At 74.5% G+C, this 19668-nt stretch carries 13 protein-coding genes; 10 read left to right on the top strand and 3 right to left on the bottom strand.

Features of this window, described 5'->3' with window-relative positions:
* Positions 1 to 231: 231 nt before the first annotated feature.
* Positions 232 to 1011 carry a CPBP family intramembrane glutamic endopeptidase gene (locus tag ACWEFJ_RS31835; protein WP_449716005.1) on the bottom strand — a complete coding sequence of 260 codons (780 nt, stop codon included), beginning with the start codon at positions 1009 to 1011 and terminating at the stop codon, positions 232 to 234.
* 273 nt (positions 1012 to 1284) lie between these two features.
* Between ACWEFJ_RS31835 and fdh the strand changes: the two genes are divergently transcribed.
* From fdh to ACWEFJ_RS31815, 4 genes are all read left to right on the top strand, one after another.
* Positions 1285 to 4605 (top strand): formate dehydrogenase, encoded by a 3321-nt coding sequence (gene fdh / locus ACWEFJ_RS31830; protein ID WP_449716004.1) that lies wholly within the window; start codon positions 1285 to 1287, stop codon positions 4603 to 4605.
* A 29-nt stretch (positions 4606 to 4634) separates the two neighbouring features.
* Positions 4635 to 5531 carry a 4Fe-4S dicluster domain-containing protein gene (locus ACWEFJ_RS31825; protein WP_378096049.1) on the top strand — a complete coding sequence of 299 codons (897 nt, stop codon included), beginning with the start codon at positions 4635 to 4637 and terminating at the stop codon, positions 5529 to 5531.
* Positions 5531 to 6544 carry an NrfD/PsrC family molybdoenzyme membrane anchor subunit gene (gene nrfD, locus ACWEFJ_RS31820; RefSeq protein ID WP_449716003.1) on the top strand — a complete coding sequence of 338 codons (1014 nt, stop codon included), beginning with the start codon at positions 5531 to 5533 and terminating at the stop codon, positions 6542 to 6544. The genes ACWEFJ_RS31825 and nrfD overlap by 1 nt, the downstream gene beginning before the upstream one ends.
* A gap of 280 nt (positions 6545 to 6824) precedes the next feature.
* Entirely contained in the window at positions 6825 to 8186 is a 1362-nt protein-coding gene (locus tag ACWEFJ_RS31815) for a sensor histidine kinase (RefSeq protein WP_449716002.1), read from the top strand.
* Between the two features lie 69 nt (positions 8187 to 8255).
* Here the strand turns inward: ACWEFJ_RS31815 and ACWEFJ_RS31810 are convergent, their stop codons facing one another.
* Together ACWEFJ_RS31810 and ACWEFJ_RS31805 are read right to left on the bottom strand one after the other, a co-directional pair.
* The gene (locus tag ACWEFJ_RS31810; protein WP_378097176.1) at positions 8256 to 8663 is read right to left on the bottom strand and encodes a four-helix bundle copper-binding protein; all 408 of its coding nucleotides are present in this window, start codon (positions 8661 to 8663) and stop codon (positions 8256 to 8258) included.
* A gap of 42 nt (positions 8664 to 8705) precedes the next feature.
* The gene (locus tag ACWEFJ_RS31805; RefSeq protein ID WP_378097174.1) at positions 8706 to 9323 is read right to left on the bottom strand and encodes a flavodoxin family protein; all 618 of its coding nucleotides are present in this window, start codon (positions 9321 to 9323) and stop codon (positions 8706 to 8708) included.
* Positions 9324 to 9617: 294 nt separating this feature from the next.
* Here ACWEFJ_RS31805 and ACWEFJ_RS31800 point away from each other — a divergent pair, with 294 nt between their 5' ends.
* The 6 genes from ACWEFJ_RS31800 to ACWEFJ_RS31775 all read left to right on the top strand — a co-directional run bounded on the left by ACWEFJ_RS31800 (position 9618) and on the right by ACWEFJ_RS31775 (position 19391).
* Entirely contained in the window at positions 9618 to 12800 is a 3183-nt protein-coding gene (locus ACWEFJ_RS31800; RefSeq protein WP_449716001.1) for a LamG-like jellyroll fold domain-containing protein, read from the top strand.
* Positions 12801 to 12974: 174 nt separating this feature from the next.
* A complete protein-coding gene (locus ACWEFJ_RS31795; RefSeq protein WP_449716000.1) occupies positions 12975 to 13421 on the top strand; it encodes an Hsp20/alpha crystallin family protein in 447 nt (148 codons plus the stop codon).
* A gap of 91 nt (positions 13422 to 13512) precedes the next feature.
* Positions 13513 to 14022 (top strand): general stress protein, encoded by a 510-nt coding sequence (locus ACWEFJ_RS31790; protein ID WP_449715999.1) that lies wholly within the window; start codon positions 13513 to 13515, stop codon positions 14020 to 14022.
* A 316-nt stretch (positions 14023 to 14338) separates the two neighbouring features.
* A complete protein-coding gene (locus ACWEFJ_RS31785; protein WP_449715998.1) occupies positions 14339 to 15460 on the top strand; it encodes an MEDS domain-containing protein in 1122 nt (373 codons plus the stop codon).
* On the top strand, positions 15457 to 16419 hold the full coding sequence (locus tag ACWEFJ_RS31780; protein ID WP_378097160.1) for an anti-sigma factor RsbA family regulatory protein: 963 nt from the start codon (positions 15457 to 15459) through the stop codon (positions 16417 to 16419). The genes ACWEFJ_RS31785 and ACWEFJ_RS31780 overlap by 4 nt, the downstream gene beginning before the upstream one ends.
* A gap of 311 nt (positions 16420 to 16730) precedes the next feature.
* Complete coding sequence (locus ACWEFJ_RS31775) at positions 16731 to 19391, top strand: hypothetical protein (RefSeq protein WP_449715997.1); 2661 nt, start codon at positions 16731 to 16733, stop codon at positions 19389 to 19391.
* The last annotated feature ends 277 nt before the right edge of the window (positions 19392 to 19668 follow it).

Raw genomic sequence — 19668 nt, 5'->3', positions numbered from 1 at the left:
TCCCGACCGATCGTCCCCGCGCCGCGCCCGCCCCGGCAACGTGCCACCGAACCTCGGCGTCGGGTTCACCGAAGCCGTGCCGGGACGGGGCAATCCCGTTGCGCCGACCGCCGTCCCGCGCACTGCTCCCGGCGCTTCACCCGGTGCGCCGACCGGCCCGGACCAGCGGGTGCCGCCACCGACCGGGTAGGTCCACTGTGGACACTTCGCCGGAAGTTCCGTGCCCGGCTGTCAGCCCGCCACACCGGTGGTGGCGAGCAGGATCGCCACCGCGGGCAGGAAGTTGTTCACCTGGTGGGCCACCACGGCCGCCAGCAGGTTGCCGGTGAGCAGGCGCGCCAGGCCGATCGGGATCGACAGCACCAGCAGGAGCGGGGTGCGCAGCAGTTCCCAGTGGGCGACCGAGAACAGCGCGGTCGTCACCGCGAAGATCACCCAGCGGTGCCACCGCCAGTGCTCCAGCGCCCGCCACAGCACGCCCCGGAACAGCACCTCCTCCGCCGCCGGCGCGACGAGCCACACCGCGACGAACGCCAGCGCGGCCGGCAGCGGGTCCAGGCGCAGGCCGGTGAACGCGTCACCCACCGCGGAACCGGCCCGGTCGTCGCCGACCCACGCCGCCCACAGGCCCGCCGCGGGCACGGTCAGCAGCAGGCCGCCGAGACCCAGCACGAGGCCGGTGCCGACGACCGACCAGTCCCAGCGCACCGCCAGCTCCCGCCGCACCCGCCCGGCCCTCGGCCCGCCGCCGGCCAAGGCCGTGCCGAGCACCGCGGTCACCGCCGCCGCCACCGCGGGCGCCACCAGCAGGGCCAGCAGCGGCCACGCCGGCAGCCGCACGCCCGCCAGCAGGTCCGGGTCCGCCAGCGCGAACGGCACCAGCACCAGCGACGCCGCCACGAGCATGACCAGCTGGGCGAGGACGAACACGCCGACCAGCCGCAGTCCCGCGCGCACGCCACCGGGGACGGCGACGGCGTCGTGAACCCCGGTCGACCGCTGAGGCAGCACCCGGCACCTCCTGTCGCCCGCGCCGTCGTCTGCGACACGGCTCCCGCCCTGTCCTTACCCACGCGCGGGACCCTTCGCCGCATCGCGGGGGAAAAGACAGGTAACCGCAAGGCGGGGCACGGCCGTAACCCACCCCGGTGAACCGCCCGTGCGGTGGCCTGACGCCGCGTTTGCCGCCCACCGCCACGGGTAGGCGGCCGGAGGCGTGCCGGCGGGCAGGGCGGGCGCGGCGGAGCGGCGGGACGGGATCCCGCCCGAGGCGAGGGGTGTGGGATGGACGCGCGCCGGTGGTTGCGGTCGTGGCCGGTCTACCGCCAGCTCAGCGGCGAGGACCGCGCCGGGAAGGCGGCCGCGGCGAAGTCGCGGCGCAGCGGAACGCTGAGGCCGCGCACCGCGACGGCGGACCGGGTGGTCAAGTCGGTCTGCCCGTACTGCGCGGTCGGTTGCGGGCAGGACGTCTACGTGCGCGGCGGGGAGGTCGTGCAGGTCGAGGGCGACCCCGATTCGCCGGTCAGCCGGGGTCGCCTGTGCCCCAAGGGCTCGGCCACGCTCCAGCTCACCACCGGCCCGAGCCGCCTGCACAAGGTCCTGTACCGCCCGCCGTACGCGACCGACTGGCGCGAGCTGGACCTCGACACCGCGATGCGGATGGTCGTCCGGCGCGTGCTGCGCACCCGGCGCGAGACCTGGCAGGACGAGCACGACGGCAGCCCCGTCAACCGCACCATGGGCATCGCGAGCCTCGGCGGCGCGACGCTGGACAACGAGGAGAACTACCTCATCAAGAAGCTGCTCACCGCCCTCGGCGTGGTGCAGGTCGAGAACCAGGCCCGCGTCTGCCACAGCTCCACCGTGGTCGGCCTGGGCACGTCGTTCGGGCGCGGTGGCGCGACGACGTTCCTCCAGGACCTCCAGCACGCCGACTGCATCGTGATCGAGGGCTCGAACTTCGCCGAGTGCCACCCGGTCGGGTTCCAGTGGGTGATGGAGGCGAAGGCGCGCGGGGCGAAGGTCATCCACGTGGACCCCAGGTTCACCCGAACCAGCGCGCTGGCGGACCTGCACGTGCCGATCCGCGCGGGCACCGACATCGCGTTCCTCGGCGGGATCATCAACCACGTGCTGAGCACGGACGCGCACTTCCACGAGTTCGTGGTCAACTACACCAACGCCGCCACGATCGTGTCCGAGGAGTTCCGCGACACCGAGGACCTCGACGGCCTGTTCTCCGGCTTCGACCACGACACCCGGCACTACGCGTTCGACACCTGGTCGTACGAGGGGGTGGACGTCGCGCCGGCCTCCGGGCAACGCGACCGGACCCCGGGCGACCCCACCGACAACGACCACACCGACAACGGCCACGACGGCGACGACCACAGCGGCGACGGGCAGGGCGACCACGGGCACGCCGGCGAGGTCCAGGCCAGCGGCCGCGGCGAGGTGCACGGCTCGGGCGGCACCTCGATGGCGGGCGAGCCGCGACGCGACGAGACCCTGCAACACCCCCGGTGCGTGTTCCAGATCCTCAAGCGGCACTACGCCCGCTACACCCCCGAGGCGGTCGAGCGGATCTGCGGCATCCCCCGGGAGACGTTCCTGGAGGTGTGCCGCCACCTGGTCGAGAACTCCGGCCCCGAGCGGACCAGCGAGTTCGTCTACGCGGTCGGCTGGACCCAGCACACCACCGGCTCCCAGATGATCCGCGCGGCGTGCGTCCTGCAACTGCTGCTGGGCAACATGGGCCGCCCCGGCGGCGGCATCCAGGCCCTGCGGGGGCACGCGAGCATCCAGGGCTCCAGCGACATCCCCACGCTGTTCAACCTGCTCCCCGGCTACATCCCCATGCCCTACGCGCACCACCAGCACGGCCTGGCCGCGTTCCTGCGCGCCGACGCCGCGCGCAAGGGCTTCTGGGCCGACATGGACGCGTACGCGGTCAGCCTGCTCAAGGCGTGGTGGGGCGACGCCGCCACCCCGGACAACGACTTCTGCTTCGACCACCTGCCCCGGCTCACCGGCAGCCACAGCACCTACGACACCGTGCTGGAGCAGGTCAAGGGCACGTGCAAGGGCTACTTCCTGCTCGGCGAGAACCCGGCCGTCGGCTCGGCGAACGCCCGGTTGCAGCGCGAGGGCATGGCCAACCTGGAGTGGCTGGTCGTCCGCGACTTCACCCTGACCGAGAGCGCGACGTGGTGGCGCGACGGACCGGAGGTCCGCACCGGCGAGCTGCGCACCGAGGACATCGGCACCGAGGTGTTCTTCTTCCCCGCCGCCGCGCACACCGAGAAGGCGGGCAGCTTCACCAACACCAACCGGATGCTCCAGTGGCACCACCAGGCCGTCGAGCCGAAGGGCGACGCGCGCAGCGACCTGTGGTTCATGTACCACCTGGGGCGGCTCATCCGCGCCGAGCTGGCCGGGTCGACCGATCGCCGCGACCGGCCGGTCCTCGACCTCACCTGGGACTACCCGACCGAGGGCCCGCTGGACGAGCCGGTCGCCGAAGCGGTGCTGGCGGAGATCAACGGGCGGGACGCCGACGGCGCGCCGCTGAGCGCATACACCCAGCTCAAGGCCGACGGCTCCACCACGTGCGGCTGCTGGATCTACTGCGGCGTGTACGCCGACGGCGTGAACCAGGCCGCGCGCCGCAAACCGGGCCGGGAGCAGGACTGGATCGCGGCGGAGTGGGCCTGGGCGTGGCCCGCCAACCGCCGCATCCTCTACAACCGCGCCTCCGCCCGCCCCGACGGCACGCCGTGGAGCGAGCGCAAGAAGCTGGTGTGGTGGGACGCCGAGGCCGGCGAATGGACCGGCTACGACGTGCCCGACTTCGAGGAGCGCAAGCCGCCGGACTACCGGCCCGCGCCGGGCGACACCGGCGTGGCCGCGCTCTCGGGCATCGACCCGTTCATCATGCAGTCGGACGGCAAGGCGTGGCTGTACGCGCCGGCGGGCGTCGTGGACGGGCCCATGCCGACCCACTACGAACCGCAGGACTCGCCGTTCCCGAACGCGCTGTACGGGCAGCGGCGCAACCCCGCGCGCCTGGTCTACCCGCACGAGCACAACCGCTACCAGCCCGGCGGCGGCGAGCCGGGCAGCGAGGTCTTCCCGTACGTCGTGACGACCTACCGGCTCACCGAGCACTTCACGGCGGGCGGCATGTCCCGGTGGACGCCGTACCTGGCCGAGCTGCAACCGGAGCTGTTCTGCGAGGTCTCCCCCGAGCTGGCGGCGGCCAAGGGGCTGGTCAACGGCGACTGGGCCACGATCGTCACGGCCCGCGGCGCCATCGAGGCCCGGGTCCTGGTGACCGACCGCCTCGCGCCGCTGCGGGTGCAGGACCGCGTGCTGGAGCAGATCGGCCTGCCCTACCACTGGGGTCCCAACGGCCTGAGCGCCGGCGACGCGGCCAACGAGCTGTCCTCGATCAGCCTCGACCCCAGCTCCCACATCCAGGAGGTCAAGGCGTTCAGCGCGGACATCCGGCCGGGCCGGCGGCCGCGCGGCCCGGCGCTGCCCGCGCTGGTGCGCGCCTACCGGCGGCGTGCCGGGATCACCGAACGCACCGGGACGGAGGTGTGAGCACCGTGGACTTCGACCTGCGGGACCTGCTGACCGGTGACGACCCGCCGCGCGCGGGAGGCTACGACGACCCGCCGCCGCGCTACGGGTTCTTCACCGACACCACCGTGTGCATCGGCTGCAAGGCGTGCGAGGTGGCGTGCAAGGAGTGGAACCACGTCCCCGACGACGGGCTGCTCTTCACCGGCATGTCCTACGACAACACGCAGGGCCTCGGCGCGGACACCTGGCGGCACGTGGCCTTCGTCGAGCAGCGCAAGCCCCTGGGCGCGCAGGTCGGGGGCGCGCGGACCGCCGGGACCGCCGACCTCGGCATGCCCGCGTTCACCACGCCGGGCGAGCGGGGCGACGGCGACCGGTCGGAGTTCCGCTGGCTCATGGCCTCGGACGTGTGCAAGCACTGCACCCACGCCGCCTGCCTGGACGTGTGCCCCACCGGGGCGCTGTTCCGCACCGAGTTCGGCACCGTCGTGGTGCAGGAGGACATCTGCAACGGCTGCGGGTACTGCGTGCCCGCCTGCCCGTACGGCGTGATCGACCAGCGCCGGGACGACGGGCGGGTCTGGAAGTGCACGCTGTGCTACGACCGGCTCGGCGCGGGCCAGGAGCCCGCCTGCGCGAAGGCGTGCCCGACCGACTCCATCCAGTTCGGCGAGCTGGACGAACTCCGGGAACGCGCCGCCCGGCGCGTCGAGCGGCTGCACGAGGCGGGGATCGCCGACGCCCGGCTGTACGGGCACGACCCCGACGACGGCGTGGGCGGCGCCGGCGCGTTCTTCCTGCTGCTGGACGAGCCCGAGGTCTACGGCCTGCCGCCGGACCCGGTCGTCACCACTCGTGACCTGCCGGCCATGTGGAAGCACGTCGGGATCGCCGCCGCCGCCCTGCTGACCGGCCTCGCGGCCGCCTTCCTGGGGAGGTCGTGATGACCGACGTGCCGGCCGACCCGGTCGCGCCGCCCGACCGCGACGCCGTCACCGGTGGCGAGCGCCGACGGCGGCGGGGCAGGCGCGGGGAGCGGGCCGTCGTGCCCGACGCGCGCTTCACCTCCTACTACGGCAAGCCCGTGCTCAACAAGCCGACCTGGGCGGCGCGCGACATCGCGGGCTACCTGTTCCTCGGCGGGTTGGCGGGCGCGTCGTCGGTGCTGGCCGCCGGGGCCGAGCTGACCGGCCGCCCCGCGCTGGCCAAGGGCTGCAAGGCGGGCGCGCTCGTGGCCATCTCCGGTTCGCTGTACGCCCTCGTGCACGACCTGGGCCGGCCCGCGCGGTTCCTCAACATGCTGCGGGTGGTGAAGCCCAGCTCGCCGATGAGCGTCGGCTCGTGGCTGCTGGTGGCCTACGGGCCGCAGGCCGGCCTCGCCGCCGTCACCGCGCTGACCGGTCGGTTCAGCGTGCTCGGCCGGGTCGCCACGTTCGGCGCGGCCCTGGTCGGCCCGGCGGTCGCCTCCTACACGGCGGCGCTGATCTGCGACACCGCCGTGCCGTCGTGGCACGAGGGCCACCGCGAGATGCCGTTCGTGTTCGTCGGCTCGGCCGCGAGCGCGGCGGGCGGTCTCGGCCTGCTCGTGGCCCCGGTGGACCAGGCGGGTCCCGCGCGGCGGGCCGCGCTCGTCGGCGGTGCGGTCGAGCTGGTGGCCACGGAGGTGATGGTGCGGCGGATGGGCCTGGCCGCCGAGCCGCTGCGCACCGGGCGGGGCGGGAGGCTGGTGAAGGCCGCCGCCGCGCTCACCGCGACCGGCGCGGTGCTCGGGGGCGTGCTGGGCAGGCGCTCCCGCGCGGCCGCGGTGCTCGGCGGGCTGGCGTCGCTGGCCGGGTCGGCGTGCACCCGGTTCGGCGTCTTCCACGCGGGCGTGGCGTCGGCCGAGGACCCGAAGTACGTGGTCCGGCCCCAGCGGGAGCGGCAGGCGAGCCGGGGAGCGCCGACCGCCGCGATGTGAACGCGGGGCCCGACCTTGCGATCGGCTTGCATCCCGCCGGCGCGGCCGACCACCACGAGGCGCGGCCGGCGGCTCCACCCGAGAATCCGGGCATGACGCTCTCCGCGCCGCCGGTCGAGGACGACGAGGGACCCGCCGCCATCGACGCGGCCGCCGGACCAGGGGCCGGTGTGGGACCGGCCGCCGGACCACGCACCGACCCGGGACCAGCCGCCGGACCACGGGCCGACCCGGGGTCGGCCGCCGTCGTGCGCCGCGCGGACCGCGAGGTGAGAACCTGATGCCCCGGCTGTCGTTGCGCTGGCGCGTCGCGCTGGTCCTGGGCGCGGGCTCGTTGCTGCTGACCAGCGCGGTGGCGGTGCTGGTGTGGAACCTGTCCTCCGGGTACATGCTGCGCCAGCGCGAGCAGAGCGCCATCCGGCAGGCCGAGGTCAACGTCCGGCTCGTCGACGAGGCGCTGCGCACCGGCTCCGACGCGCTGGAGGAGCTGCTGACCGGCCTGACCACCGGGCCGGACTCGACCGTCGTGCTCTACCGGTCCGGCCAGGTCCTGACGAGCGGGCGGCAGGTCGACCCCCGGGCGTTGCCCGACCGGCTGGTCGAACTCGGCCGCCGCGGCACGCCGGCGACGCAACGGCTCGTCGTGGACGGCATCCCGGTGCTGGCCGTCAGCCTGCCCATCAGCTCCACCGACGCCGCCTACGTCGAACTCGCGCCGCTGCTGCAGCTCGACCGCACGTTCCGCTTCCTCAGCGTCCTGCTGATCAGCGGAGCCGTGGTCAGCGGGTTGCTCGGCGTCGCGCTGGGGTCGTGGGCCGGCCGCCGCGCCCTGCGCCCGCTGACCGAGCTGACCGAGGCCGCGTCCCGGGTGGCGGGCGGCGACCTGGCGGCGCGCCTGCCGACCCAGACCGACCCCGACCTGGCGCACCTGGCGACGACGTTCAACGCCACCGCCGACGCGCTGGAGGAACGGGTGCTGCGCGACGCGCGCTTCGCCGGCGACGTCAGCCACGAGCTGCGCTCGCCCCTGACCACCATGGTCAACGCCGCCGAGGTGCTGCGCCGCCGCCGCGCGGAGATCCCCGGCACCGCGGGGCGGGCCGTGGACCTGCTCACGTCCGAGGTGGACCGCTTCGCCCGGACCGTGGTGGATTTGCTGGAGATCTCCCGCTCCGACCAGCGGGCCGACGACGCCGAGCCGGAGGTCATCGACCTCGCGTCGCTGGTGGACAACGTGCTGGACTCCCGGCCCGGCACGGAGGTCCCGGTGCGCACCGGTGTCCCCGGGCCCCGGGTGCTGGGCGACCGCCGCCGGCTGGACCGGGTGGTGAACAACCTGCTCGACAACGCCGAGCGCCACGCCGGCGGCGCGGTGCGGGTCGCGGTCCTGGCCCGGGACGGCCGCGCCCGGCTGGAGGTGGACGACGCCGGGCCGGGCGTGCCGCCCGAGCTGCGCGACCGCATCTTCCACCGCTTCGACCGGGGCACGCGGGCGGGCAGCCGGGGCGCGGACACCGGCAGCGGCCTCGGCCTGGCCCTGGTCGCCCAGCACGTCCAGCGGCACGGCGGGTCGGTGTGGGTCGAGGACCGCCCCGGCGGCGGGGCCCGGTTCGTGGTCGAGATCCCGGAGGCGCAACGGTGAGGCCCACCGCCACGGCAACCCCCGCACGTGACCGCTCAGCCGACGGCGGCCACCCCCGCGCGCGACCGCTCAGCCCATGGCGGCCAGCAGGTCCCGGCACGCCCGCTCGCACGCCCGGCACGCCTCGGCGCACACCCGGCAGTGCTCGTGCATGGTCGCGTGGGCCTCGCACTCGTCACCGCACGCCCGGCACGCCATGGCGCACGCCTCCAGCAGCGACCGGGTGATGTTCGCGTCGTACCCGGTGTGCCGCGACAGCACCCGCGCGGTCGTGCCGCAGATGTCGGCGCAGTCCATGTTCGTGCGGACGCACTTGGTCAGCTCCGCCACCGAACTCTCGCTCAGGCACGCGTCCGCGCACGCCGTGCACGCCTCGGCGCACGCGAGCAGCGCGTCGATCGCCCCGGCCAGCTTCCGCCGGTCCAGGTTGATCTCCGCCGGGTAGGTCTCCAACATCGGCATCGTCGTCGTGGTCACGCCGATCGCTCCTCACGTCGTGGCGGTTGGGGTGGCCCGGTCTCACCCGACCGGCGGGTACTCGGCCTGCTTGAGCAGCCGCGCCAGGTGCGCGGCGTTGCTCGCCAACTTCTTGTTGGTCGCGGCCACGGGGTCCGGCGTCCGCTCCAGGTCGATGTAGTCCTTGGGGTTCATCGCCTCGGAGTTCCAGTACGTGCCGCCGCTGGCCGGGATGGTGAAGCCGACGTCGTCGAGCGCCTGGAAGCAGTCGGCGATGATCTTGTGCGCGCCGTCCTCGTTGCCGACCACCGCCACCACCGCGACCTTGCCGTAGGTGAGCAGGCGGCCCTCGTCGTCGGTCTCGGACAGCTCGGCGTCCAACCGCTCCATCACCCGTTGGGCGACGCTGGACGGGTGACCCACCCACGTGGGCGTGGCGAGCACGAGGATGTCGGCGGCCAGCAGCCGCTCCCGGATCGCGGGCCACTCGTCACCCTCGCCCATGTCGGTCCGCACGCCGGGGCGCACGTCGTGGTCCACGACCCGGACCAGGTCGCCCCGGACCCCGTGGGCGGCCAGCTCGTCCAGCACCTGACGGGCGATCTTGTCCGTGCTCGACGGCTCGGGTGACGGCTTCAGCGAACAGGTCAGCGCGAGCGCGGTCAGCGGGGTGTCAGCCATAGGCCAGACCTACCCGCGCACCGCGACCTCAACCGTCCCGGCCCGGTGAAGCCCCGGCCGGCCGTCCGGACGATGCCGCCGTCCGGCTCCCCTCACGTCGCCGCGCACGTCGTCGGGCGGCGACGGTGACGGCTTCGAGTCACCGCCGCCATGGTTCGAACCTTTGTCCGCGGTTGAGCGGTTCGCCTCTGAGAGCGCTCCCATATTGGCGCTTGTTGTTGTCTTTTGCTGAGGTCTGTGGATAGATGAGCGACGTTGTGATGGGCCTCATAGTCGAGCCCGAGGAGACCGTTCATGCCCCCTGCCGCCCGCCGGCTGTCCGCCCTGTTCCTCGCACTCCTGCTCACCCCCGTCCTCGCCCTGCCCGCCACCGCCGCCGCGCCGCCCGCGCACGGCTTGAAGGGCGAGTACTTCCGGATGTCCGCACCCGGCGCCCGCGACTTCGCCGAGCCCGGCGGCGCCACGCTCGACCCGAACATCGACTTCGCCGACCTGACCGGCACGTTCCAGCAGCTCACCGGCCGCACCGAGCACACGACGGCCCGGTGGACCGGCAGCCTCACCGCACCGGCCACCGGCGACTACACCTTCCACGCCATCGGCGACAACGGCTTCCGCCTGTTCCTCGACGGCGTGCCGGTCATCGACCACTGGGTCGGCGACTGGGACGTCGAGCAGCACAGCGCCCCGGTCCGCCTGGTCGCGGGCGAGCCGCACGACTTCCGGATGGAGCTGTTCCAGGACGTCGGCGGCGCGAACCTGCGGCTGCGCTGGTCCACGCCGACGCTGGCCAAGCAGGTGGTGCCGGAGACCGCGTTCCTCCCGCCCGCCGACTTCCCGGTCTACCCGGTCGGGCTGACCGTGTCGCCGGACGGCCGGGCGCTGGAGGCCGCGTTCGACCGGCCGGTCGACCGGCTCGGCGACCTGCGCGCCCACCTGAAGGTCGAGGTGGACACCGTGCCGTTCCCGATCGAGTCCGCCGCCGTCGACCGCCGTGACCGCACCAGGGTCGTGGTGAAGCTCGGCGCGGCCGTCCAGGAACCGCAGCGCGTCCGGGTCACCTACGACGGCGACGGCGGCCTGGTCGTCGGCGGCGAGACCGTGCCGCAGGTCATCCGCACCGCGACCAACAACTCCACCCGGCGGCTCAAGACCGAGTGGGGCGAGGAGGTCGACAGGAACAACCCGCTGCCGGAGTACCCGCGCCCGCAGCAGCGGCGCGACGACTGGCTGAACCTCAACGGCCAGTGGGAGTTCTCCGCCGCCACCGCTGGGCAGCAGCCGGTGTTCGGCCGCGCGCTGCCGGAGCGGATCACCGTGCCGTTCCCGGTGGAGTCCCAGCTGTCCGGGCTGGAGCGGCACGAGGACCACATGTTCTACCGCCGGCAGTTCGAGGTGCCGCGCGGCTGGCGGATCGGCCGCGACCAGCGGCTCAAGCTCAACTTCGGCGCGGTCGACCACCACGCCCGGGTCTGGGTGGACGGCACGCTCGTCGCCGAGCACACCGGCGGCTACACCGCGTTCACCGCCGACATCACCGACGCCCTGCGCGGCACGGGCAGGCACGAGCTGATCGTCGCCGTCACCGACACCACGGGCGACAACCAGCCGATCGGCAAGCAGTCGCGCAACCCCGGCGGCATCGTCTACACGCAGTCGTCCGGCATCTGGCAGACCGTGTGGCTGGAGCCCGTGCCGGACAAGGCGATCGACGACGTCAAGACCACACCGGACATCACCACGGGCACGCTCACCGTCCGGGTGTCGTCCTCGACGGCGTCGCCGAACGCCCGGGTCACCGCCACCGCGCGCGACCACCGGGGCAAGGAGGTCGGCACGGTCACCGGCGCGCCGAACACCGACCTGACCCTGCCGGTGCCCGACCCGCGCCTGTGGAGCCCGGACGACCCGTACCTGTACGACCTCGACGTGTCGCTGCGCGACGGCCGCGCCAAGGACCGCGTCGCCGGCTACTTCGGCATGCGCTCGATCGGCGTGCAGACCGTCGCCGGGTTCCCGAAGCTGGTCCTCAACGGCAAGCCCGTGTTCTCGCTGGCCATGCTGGACCAGGGCTTCTGGCCGGACGGCCTGAACACCGCGCCCAGCGACGAGGCGCTGGCGTGGGACATCAAGGCGCAGAAGGACCTCGGGTTCAACGCGCTGCGCAAGCACATCAAGGTGGAGCCGGCCCGCTGGTACTACCACGCCGACCGGTTGGGCCTGCTGGTGTGGCAGGACTTCGTGAACGTCAACGTCACGGACGAGAGCGGGCGGCAGGCGTTCCTCACCGAGGGCAGGCGCGCCATGGAGCAGTTGCACGACTCGCCCGCGATCATCGGCTGGATCGTGTTCAACGAGGGCTGGGGCGAGTGGGACCGGGAGGAGACCGGCCGCATCGCCGAGTCGGTCAAGGCCGCCGACCCGTCCCGGGTCGTCAACGCGCACAGCGGCGTCAACTGCTGCGCCTCCAAGGGCGACTCCGGCAAGGGCGACGTGATCGACCACCACGACTACAACAACACCGACCCGGCGTGGCCGGACGCCACCCGCGTGGCGATGGACGGCGAGCACGGCGGGTTCACCCTGCGCACCCCCGGCCACCAGTGGCCCGGCGCGCCGGCCGTGATCTACAGCGGCGTGGCCGACAAGGCGGCGCTGACCGCCAAGTACGTGTCGAACACGGAGACGTTCTACCTCGACGCGGCCCGCGCGGAGCTGTCCGGGTCGGTCTACACGCAGATCACCGACGTGGAGACCGAGCTGAACGGCCTGTGGACCTACGACCGGCGCGAGATCAAGGTGGACCCCGGTCCCGTGCGGGAGGTCAACCGGCGGGTCGTCGCGGCCGGCGCGGCGGCGGCCGGGCGCACCTACGACGGCCAGGGCTCGTGGTCGCTCGACGGCAACGGCGACGACACCGCCGGCGCGCCGAACCCCGTGGCCCTGAGCGGGGACGCGGCCTGGACGACCGGCGTGCGCGGGCAGGCGCTCGCGTTCGACGGCTCCGGGGACTACGCCCAGACCGAGGGGCCGGTGCTCGACACCACCGGCTCGTACTCGGTGTCGGCGTGGGTGGCGCTGGACTCGCTGCCCGGCAACTACGCCACCGCCGTCAGCCAGGACGGGCGGCGCGTGGAGAACCCGTTCTACCTCCAGTACGGGCAGGGCAGGTGGGCGTTCAGCGTGCCCGGCGGCAGGCGGGCCACGCTGGCCGCCACCCCGGAGCCCGGCCGCTGGTACCACCTGGTCGGCGTGCGCGACGAGGCGGCCGGGGAGACGCGCCTGTACGTCGACGGCGTGCGGGCCGCCGCGATCCCGATCGGGCCGGACGAGGTGAGCACCGGGCCGCTGGCCATCGGGCGGGCCAGGTACGCGGGCGCGAACGTCGACTTCTGGCACGGCGAGGTCGACGAGGTCCGCGCCGTGAACCGCGCCCTGACCGACGCGGAGGTGGCGCAGCAGTACGCCGCCCGCTGACCGGGCGGCTCCCCGATCGAAGGGCCGCGGGGTGGTCGACCCCGCGGCCCTTCGCGCACTTGAGCCGCCTGGGCTCAACTTCGGGAACACGGGGAGGCGCAAGTTCGTCATAAGAGGTGAGGGCGCGTTCCGGACGCGCCCCCGGAGGACGAAGACCCGTTGGGAGGAGGAGCCATGACGCTGCCAGCCGTGCGACCGTCCCGTTCGCCGGACCGGTGGGACCCGTTCCGGGAGTTCGAGGACCTCTACCGACAGCTCGGCCGCTGGATGGACACCGTGTCCGGTGGTCCGGACGGCGCGTGGTCGCCGTCGGCCGACGTGAGCGAGACCGAGGACGCCTACCTGGTGGAGGTCGAGCTGCCCGGTGTCCGGCGCGAGGACGTCGCCGTCGAGCTGGCCGGCGGTGAGCTGGCCATCAGCGGCGAGTTCAAGGAGAAGGAGCGGCAGGGCCTGTTCCGGCACCGCACCCGCCGCACCGGCCGGTTCGCCTACCGGGTGACGCTGCCGCGCGAGGTGGACGCCGACGCGGTCGCGGCCGAGCTGGCCGACGGGGTGCTCACGGTGCGGGCGCCCAAGGGCGAGGCGGCCAGGCCGCGACGCATCGCCATCACCGGCAGGTGATCCCGGGCGAGCCCTCGCGGGAGGGCTCGCCGGCCCACCCGCGCCACCGGCCACCGCCGGTGGCGACCCGACCCACGGAGGTGTCCCACCCATGACGTCCGCGACCCAGCTCCTGCACACCCGACCCGCCGACCTGCCGACGCCGCCCACGGGGTGGCCGATCGGCTCGTACGCCACCTACGCCGAAGCCCAGCGCGCCGTCGACCACCTGGCGGGCCGGGACTTCCCGGTGCACGAGGTCACCATCGTCGGCGTCGGGCCGATGATCGTCGAACGGGTCGTCGGGCGGTTGACGTGGCGGCGCGTGCTGGCGGGCGGCGCGGCGTCCGGGGCGTGGTTCGGCCTGTTCGTCGGCCTGCTGCTCGGCCTGTTCAGCACCGGCCCGCTCCCGGTGCCGCTGTTGACCGGGCTGGTCACCGGCGTCCTCTTCGGCACGGCCTTCGCCGCGGCGGGGTACGCGTCGCTGCGGGGCAGGCGCGACTTCGCCTCCACGACGCAGCTCGTCGCCGGCCGCTACGACGTCCTGTGCGAACCGCGCCACGCCGAACTGGGCCGCGACCTGCTCGCCCGGCTCGCCCTGGCCGCGCCGTCCGGCCGCTGACGGCGCGGCGGCCGTCGCCACGCGATCGGCCACTGACCCGCCACCAACGGCGCGATCAGCCAAGCGGCGCGTCAGGCAAGCGGCGCGGTCGGCCACCGGCGCGTGACGCTCGCCCGCCGAGCGCGATCGGCCACGGCGGGTCGGCGGCACGGGCAGCGCGTTCGGCCGCGACGCGAACGCACGACTGGTCCGATCGGGCGGGCACGTGCGCTACCTTTGTGCCCGAGGGTGTTCAACAGCGCAGCATCCTGATCCCAGCTCCGCCACCGGTCTCGTGTCGGTCGTCCGGGGCACGGACGCGGTGAAGGGTGCACAGATGACGCGCGATCCGCACGATCGCGGTGCGCGGCCCGCCGCCGAGGCGCGGGGCCGGGCCGACGACGGGCACGACGCGGACCGGCACGAGTCCGCCGAACCCGGGACCGTCGCGTTGCGCCGCCGTCGCGACCGCCACACCGGACTCGCGAGCGGGACCGGGGCGCCCGGAACGGTGGGCAGGACCGAGGCGCACGTCTCCGGCCCCCGCGGCGCGACCGAGGGGCACCCCAGCGGACCGGCGAACGGAACCGGTGCCCGCACTGCGAACCCGCGCCCCGCGGCACGCACGTCCGGCCTGGTGAACCGGCTCGACGGGCTCGGCCCGCACGACCACGTGTGCTGGCGGTACCCCGCGCCCGACGAGTTCCGCGCCCGCGTCCGCGAGTTCCTGGTCGACGGCCTCGCGCGCAACCTCCAGGTCTGGTACGTCGCCACCGGCTCGCCGGCCGACCTCCTCGAGGACCTGCGCGGGACCGCCGAACTCGCCGGGGGCCTGCGGACCGGCGCGGCGCGCGTCGTGTCGCTGGACGCCACGTACCCGGTGGGCGCGGTGCTCGACCCCGCCGCCCAGGTGCGCGCCTACGCCGAGGCCACCGGGGCGGCGCTGGCCGAGGGGCACGCCGGCCTGCGCGTCGCCGCCGACTGCACGCCGCTCGTGCGCACGCCGGAGCAGCTCGCGGCCTTCGCCCGCTACGAGAACGCGATCGACCACTACATGGCGGACCGGCCGTTCTCGGCCCTGTGCGCGTACTCCACCGAGGTCGGCGACGCGGCGTTCGGGCAGCTCGCCTGCATGCACCCGAGCGCCAACGACGCGCTGCCCGGCTTCCGGCTGCACGCGGCGGCCGGGGGCGCCGCCGTCCTGGGCGGCGAGCTGGACCCGACCAACAACGACCTGTTCGCCCTCGCGCTGGCGCGGTCCGAGCCGCACCTGCGCGACGGACTCCTGGAGGTGGACGGCCGGACGTTGGAGTTCATCGACCACCGCGCCCTGGCCCGACTGTCCGCGCACGCCGACGGCCTCGGGGCGACCGTCGTGCTGCGCACCTCGTGGCCGGGCGCGGCCACCCTGGTCGACCTGCTCGGCCTGTCCAACATCCGCGTGGAGAGTGCCGCGTGACCATCACCGACGTCCCGCCCCTGGGCGACTTCGTCCACCCGGCCGTGTTCTACGGCTCCGACCAGGAGTACCTGGACCTGCTCGTCCCGTTCGTCCTCGACGGGCTGGCGCACGGCCGGCCGGTGGCCGCGGCGGTGCCCGGGCCGAGGCTGGCGCTGCTGCGCGAGGCCCTCGGCGAGCGCGCCGCCGACGTGCTGCTGCTGGACATGTCGGTCGAGGGCCGCAACCCCGGCCGCATCATCCCCGCGGTGCTGCGCCGCTTCGCCGACAGCCACCCGGGCACGCACGTGCACATCATCGGCGAACCGATCTGGGCCGGCCGCAGCGACACCGAGTACCCGGCCTGCGCCCAGCACGAGGCGCTGATCAACCTGGCGTTCGCGGGGCGCGACCTCACCATCGCCTGCCCCTACGACACCGTCCGCCTGGCCGACCACGTCCTGGCCGACGCCCTGGCGACGCACCCGCTGGTGTGGGACGCCACCCGGCGGTACGACAGCGAGCACTTCGCCCCCGACGTCGTCGTGGACCGCCACAACCGGCCCATCACCCCGACCCCGGACGCGACCGCGCTCGACGTCACCGCCACGACCGGGGTGCGCGAGGCCCGCCGGCTGGCCACCCGCGAGGCGGAACGCCACGGCCTGCCGGCGGAGCAGGTCGCCAACTTCGCGCTCATCACCACCGAGCTGGTGACGAACAGCCTCCGGCACACCGACGGCGGCTGCCGGCTGACCGTCTGGCGGGACGACCACCACGTCGTCTGCACCGTCGAGGACTCCGGCCGGCTGACCGACCCGCTCGCCGGCCGACGCCCGGCGGGTCCGGACCGCGAGGGCGGCCGGGGCCTGCTCGTGGTGAACATGCTGGCCGACCTCGTCCGCACCCACACCAGACCGGACGGCACCACCGTGCACGCCTTGGTGCGCCTGCCCGACGACGGCTCTCCGCGGCGGTAGGGCGGCAGGTCCAGGCCGGGGTACCCGCCGACGTCTCCTCGTTCCACCAGGGCCGGACGTCCGAAGCGGTCGATCTCCCCTGATCTCGGGCGGAGCGGGTGGTGCACCGACAAGCCCGGGAGCGCCAGGGCCGCTCGGGCCACCCTCCGGCCGAGACCAAGGACTTTCGGGAAGTATCCCCGCCTCGGGCCCGCAACAGTTTCGCGAACGCTTGTGACCCCGTGATCGGCACCGCTACAACTGGTCGGCCGCCGGCTCGGTTCAGGAGGGGATCGCGCATGCGCTCGCTGAAACTCTTATTGCCCGCCTTGATGGCAGCGGCTCTCGCCACGCCCGTCGCGGCGACGGCCCACGCCGGACAGGCGGCCGAGCCGCCGCCGACGGGGTGGGCGGTCACCGGCTCGCGGCTGGCGTGGACGGCGCCCGCCCCGGTGCCGCCGGGCGGGGCTGAGGTGGAGTTCTGGGACGGCGACCGGTTCCTCGGTGTGCCGCGCCCGTCGGCCGACCTGCGCACGTACACCCTGGACGGGGCGGCGACCGCCGATCCCGAACGGCTCCAGGTGCGGGCGTCGGGCCGGCGGTTGGACGTCGAGGAGCCCGTGCCCCCGTCGACCGCGGTCGCCGCGACCCCGCCCGCGGCGCTGCCCGCCGGCGACACCGACCCCGGCACGCCCGGCCCGTTCGCCACGCGCACCGGCGAGTACGAACTCGACCCGATCACCGTGCCCGGGTACCCGGTGCCACTGGAGATGCGGGGCGTGGTCGTCGCGCCGACCGACGCGCCGGGCAGGCGCCCGCTGGCCCTGTTCCTGCACGGCAGGCACATCACCTGCTACAACGGTCCCCAGGCCCTGCTGGAGTGGCCGTGCCCGGCGAACACCGAGCCGGTGCCGAGCCACCGCGGCTACCTCCAGGCGCAGCGACTGCTCGCCTCGCAGGGCTACGTCACGGTGTCCGTCTCGGCCAACGCGGTCAACGCCCACGACACCCTGGACCTCGAATCCGGCGCGGGCGCGCGGTCGGCGCTGGTCCGCGCGCACCTCGCGAAGTGGGCGGACTGGGCGGGGGCCGGTCGGCGGTCCGCGCCCGACGTGGTGCGCGCCGCACCCGTCGCCGACCTCGACAAGGTGCTCCTGGTCGGGCACTCGCGCGGCGGCGACGGCGTCAACCGGGCCGCGATCGACAGCCTCTCGCCCCCGCCGCCGGGCAGCGGCTACGACGGCCCGGTGCGCTGGACCATCAGGGGCGACGTGCTCATCGGCTCGACCATCTTCGGCCACAACCCGGCCCCGGACGTGCCGTCGGTGGCGATCCTGCCCGGCTGCGACGGCGACGTCTCCGACCTCCAGGGCCAGTTGACCGTGGACGCGACGCGCGGCGTGAGCCGGGGTGCCGCGTTGCACAGCGCGCTGTACTTCGTCGGCGCGAACCACAACTTCTTCAACACCGAGTGGACGCCCGGTCAGGCGGAAGCCCCGGCGAACGACGACTTCCGCGACACCTGGGTCGACGCGGTGTGCTCGCCGGGCACCGCCACCCGGCTCACGGCCGAGCAGCAGCAGACCGCGGGCGCGACCTACATCGCCGCGGCGGCACGGCTGTTCGTCGCGGGCGACCGCCGCGTGCTGCCGCTGCTGGACGGCTCCGGCGTCCGCGCGCCCTCGGCCGACCCCGCGCGCGTGCTCGCCCACGCGGTCGGCGGCGCGCGTTCCCCGTTCGTCGTGCCCGACGGCGCGACCTCCGCCGGCGGGTCGGCACAGGTCTGCGCGCAGGTGTCGGCCGACCCGGCCGCGGCGTGCGTCGACCCGGCCGCCACCCGCCCGTCACCGCACTTCGCCCGGCTCAGCCGCATCGTCCCGGAGCCCGGCCGGTTCGCCGTGGCGCTGCGGTGGACCGCCGAGGGGCAGGCCGCCACCGTGCGGCCGGGTGCGCCGGTGTCCCTGGCCGGGGCACGGCACCTGGCGCTGCGGCTGATCGTGCCGCCGAACACCGCCGGCAACCGCTTCGCCGTGGCCGTCACCGACGCCGCCGGTCGCCGCGCCCGGCTCGGCACGGTGGCGCTGGACGGGCTGCCCGCCACCGAGCGGATCTCCGCCCGGTGGGCGCAGGAGGTCCGCGTGCCGCTGCCGGCGCGCGGGATCGACCTGGGCCGCGTCGCCGAGCTGGAACTCGTGCCGGAGGGCGGCGTCGGGGAGGCGTGGCTCATCGACGCCCACGGCTGGTCCCCGGGCCTGCCCGACCCGCGCCCGGTGGCGCTGCCGCGGGTGGACGTGGGCGCGCTGACCGTCGAGGAGGGCGACTCGGGCACCCGGACCGCCCGGTTCCCGGTCTCGGTCACCGGCCGCGGCACGGGTTCGGTGTGGGTGTTCGTGCAGAACGCGGACGGCCGCACGTACACCGAGCACGCGGTGGCGATCGAGCCGGGGCAACGCGAGGTCGAGGTGCCGGTGCAGATCACCGGCAACACCCGCTGGAGCTTCGACGCGAGGCGTCCGGTGCTGGCCAAGGCCGTGGGGGGCGCGGTCGTCGGCCGCTTCGTGAACCGGCTGACGGTGCCGAACGACGACCCGCTGCCGACCCTGACCGCCACTCCGGTCACCGACGCGGTCACCGAGGGCGGCACGCTGGCGTGGCGGATCACCCTGTCCTCGGCCGCCGACTCGAACGTCACGGTCCAGGGCCGGGCGGTCGCCCCGGGCGGGGTCGAGCTGTCCACCACGGACGTGGACGAGACCTGGTTCCGCCAGCGCGTCTCCCAGGAGGAGCCGCTCCCCTCCCGGCCGCTGTCGAGCACCCGCGTGTCGGTGACGGCCTACTTCACGCCCGGCGAGGTGAACCGCGAGGTGTTCGTGCTGACGGCGCCGGACGGGCAAGCCGAGCCGGCCGAACAGGTCCGCTTCGACCTGGCGAACCTGCAACCCGGGGCCAACACCGTCACGGTCGTCGGCACGGTCACCGACAACGCGCCCTGAGCACCGGGGGTGCGGAGCCACCGGTCCGCACCCCCCGCTCGGCGCACACCCGGCCGCGCGAACGCCCGCGCCCCGACGTCAGGTCATCCACGAACCGCCGGGGTGGGCTTCGCCGTCCAGACGGACCCGATCACCGCCGGTCGGGTCGATCCCTCGCCCTCGTGCGACCACGACGACCGGCCACGCGCAAGGAGCCGAACGGCCGCTCGCCCGCCGACGGTTCCCGCACTCCCCGGCCAACCGACCGGACGCTTTGCGCAACATCACCCGTATGGCC

The sequence above is a fragment of the Actinosynnema sp. NPDC004786 genome, assembly GCF_053601135.1.
The sequence above is the reverse complement of the archived record's forward strand: the minus strand, read 5'-3'. Positions and strand labels throughout refer to the sequence as shown.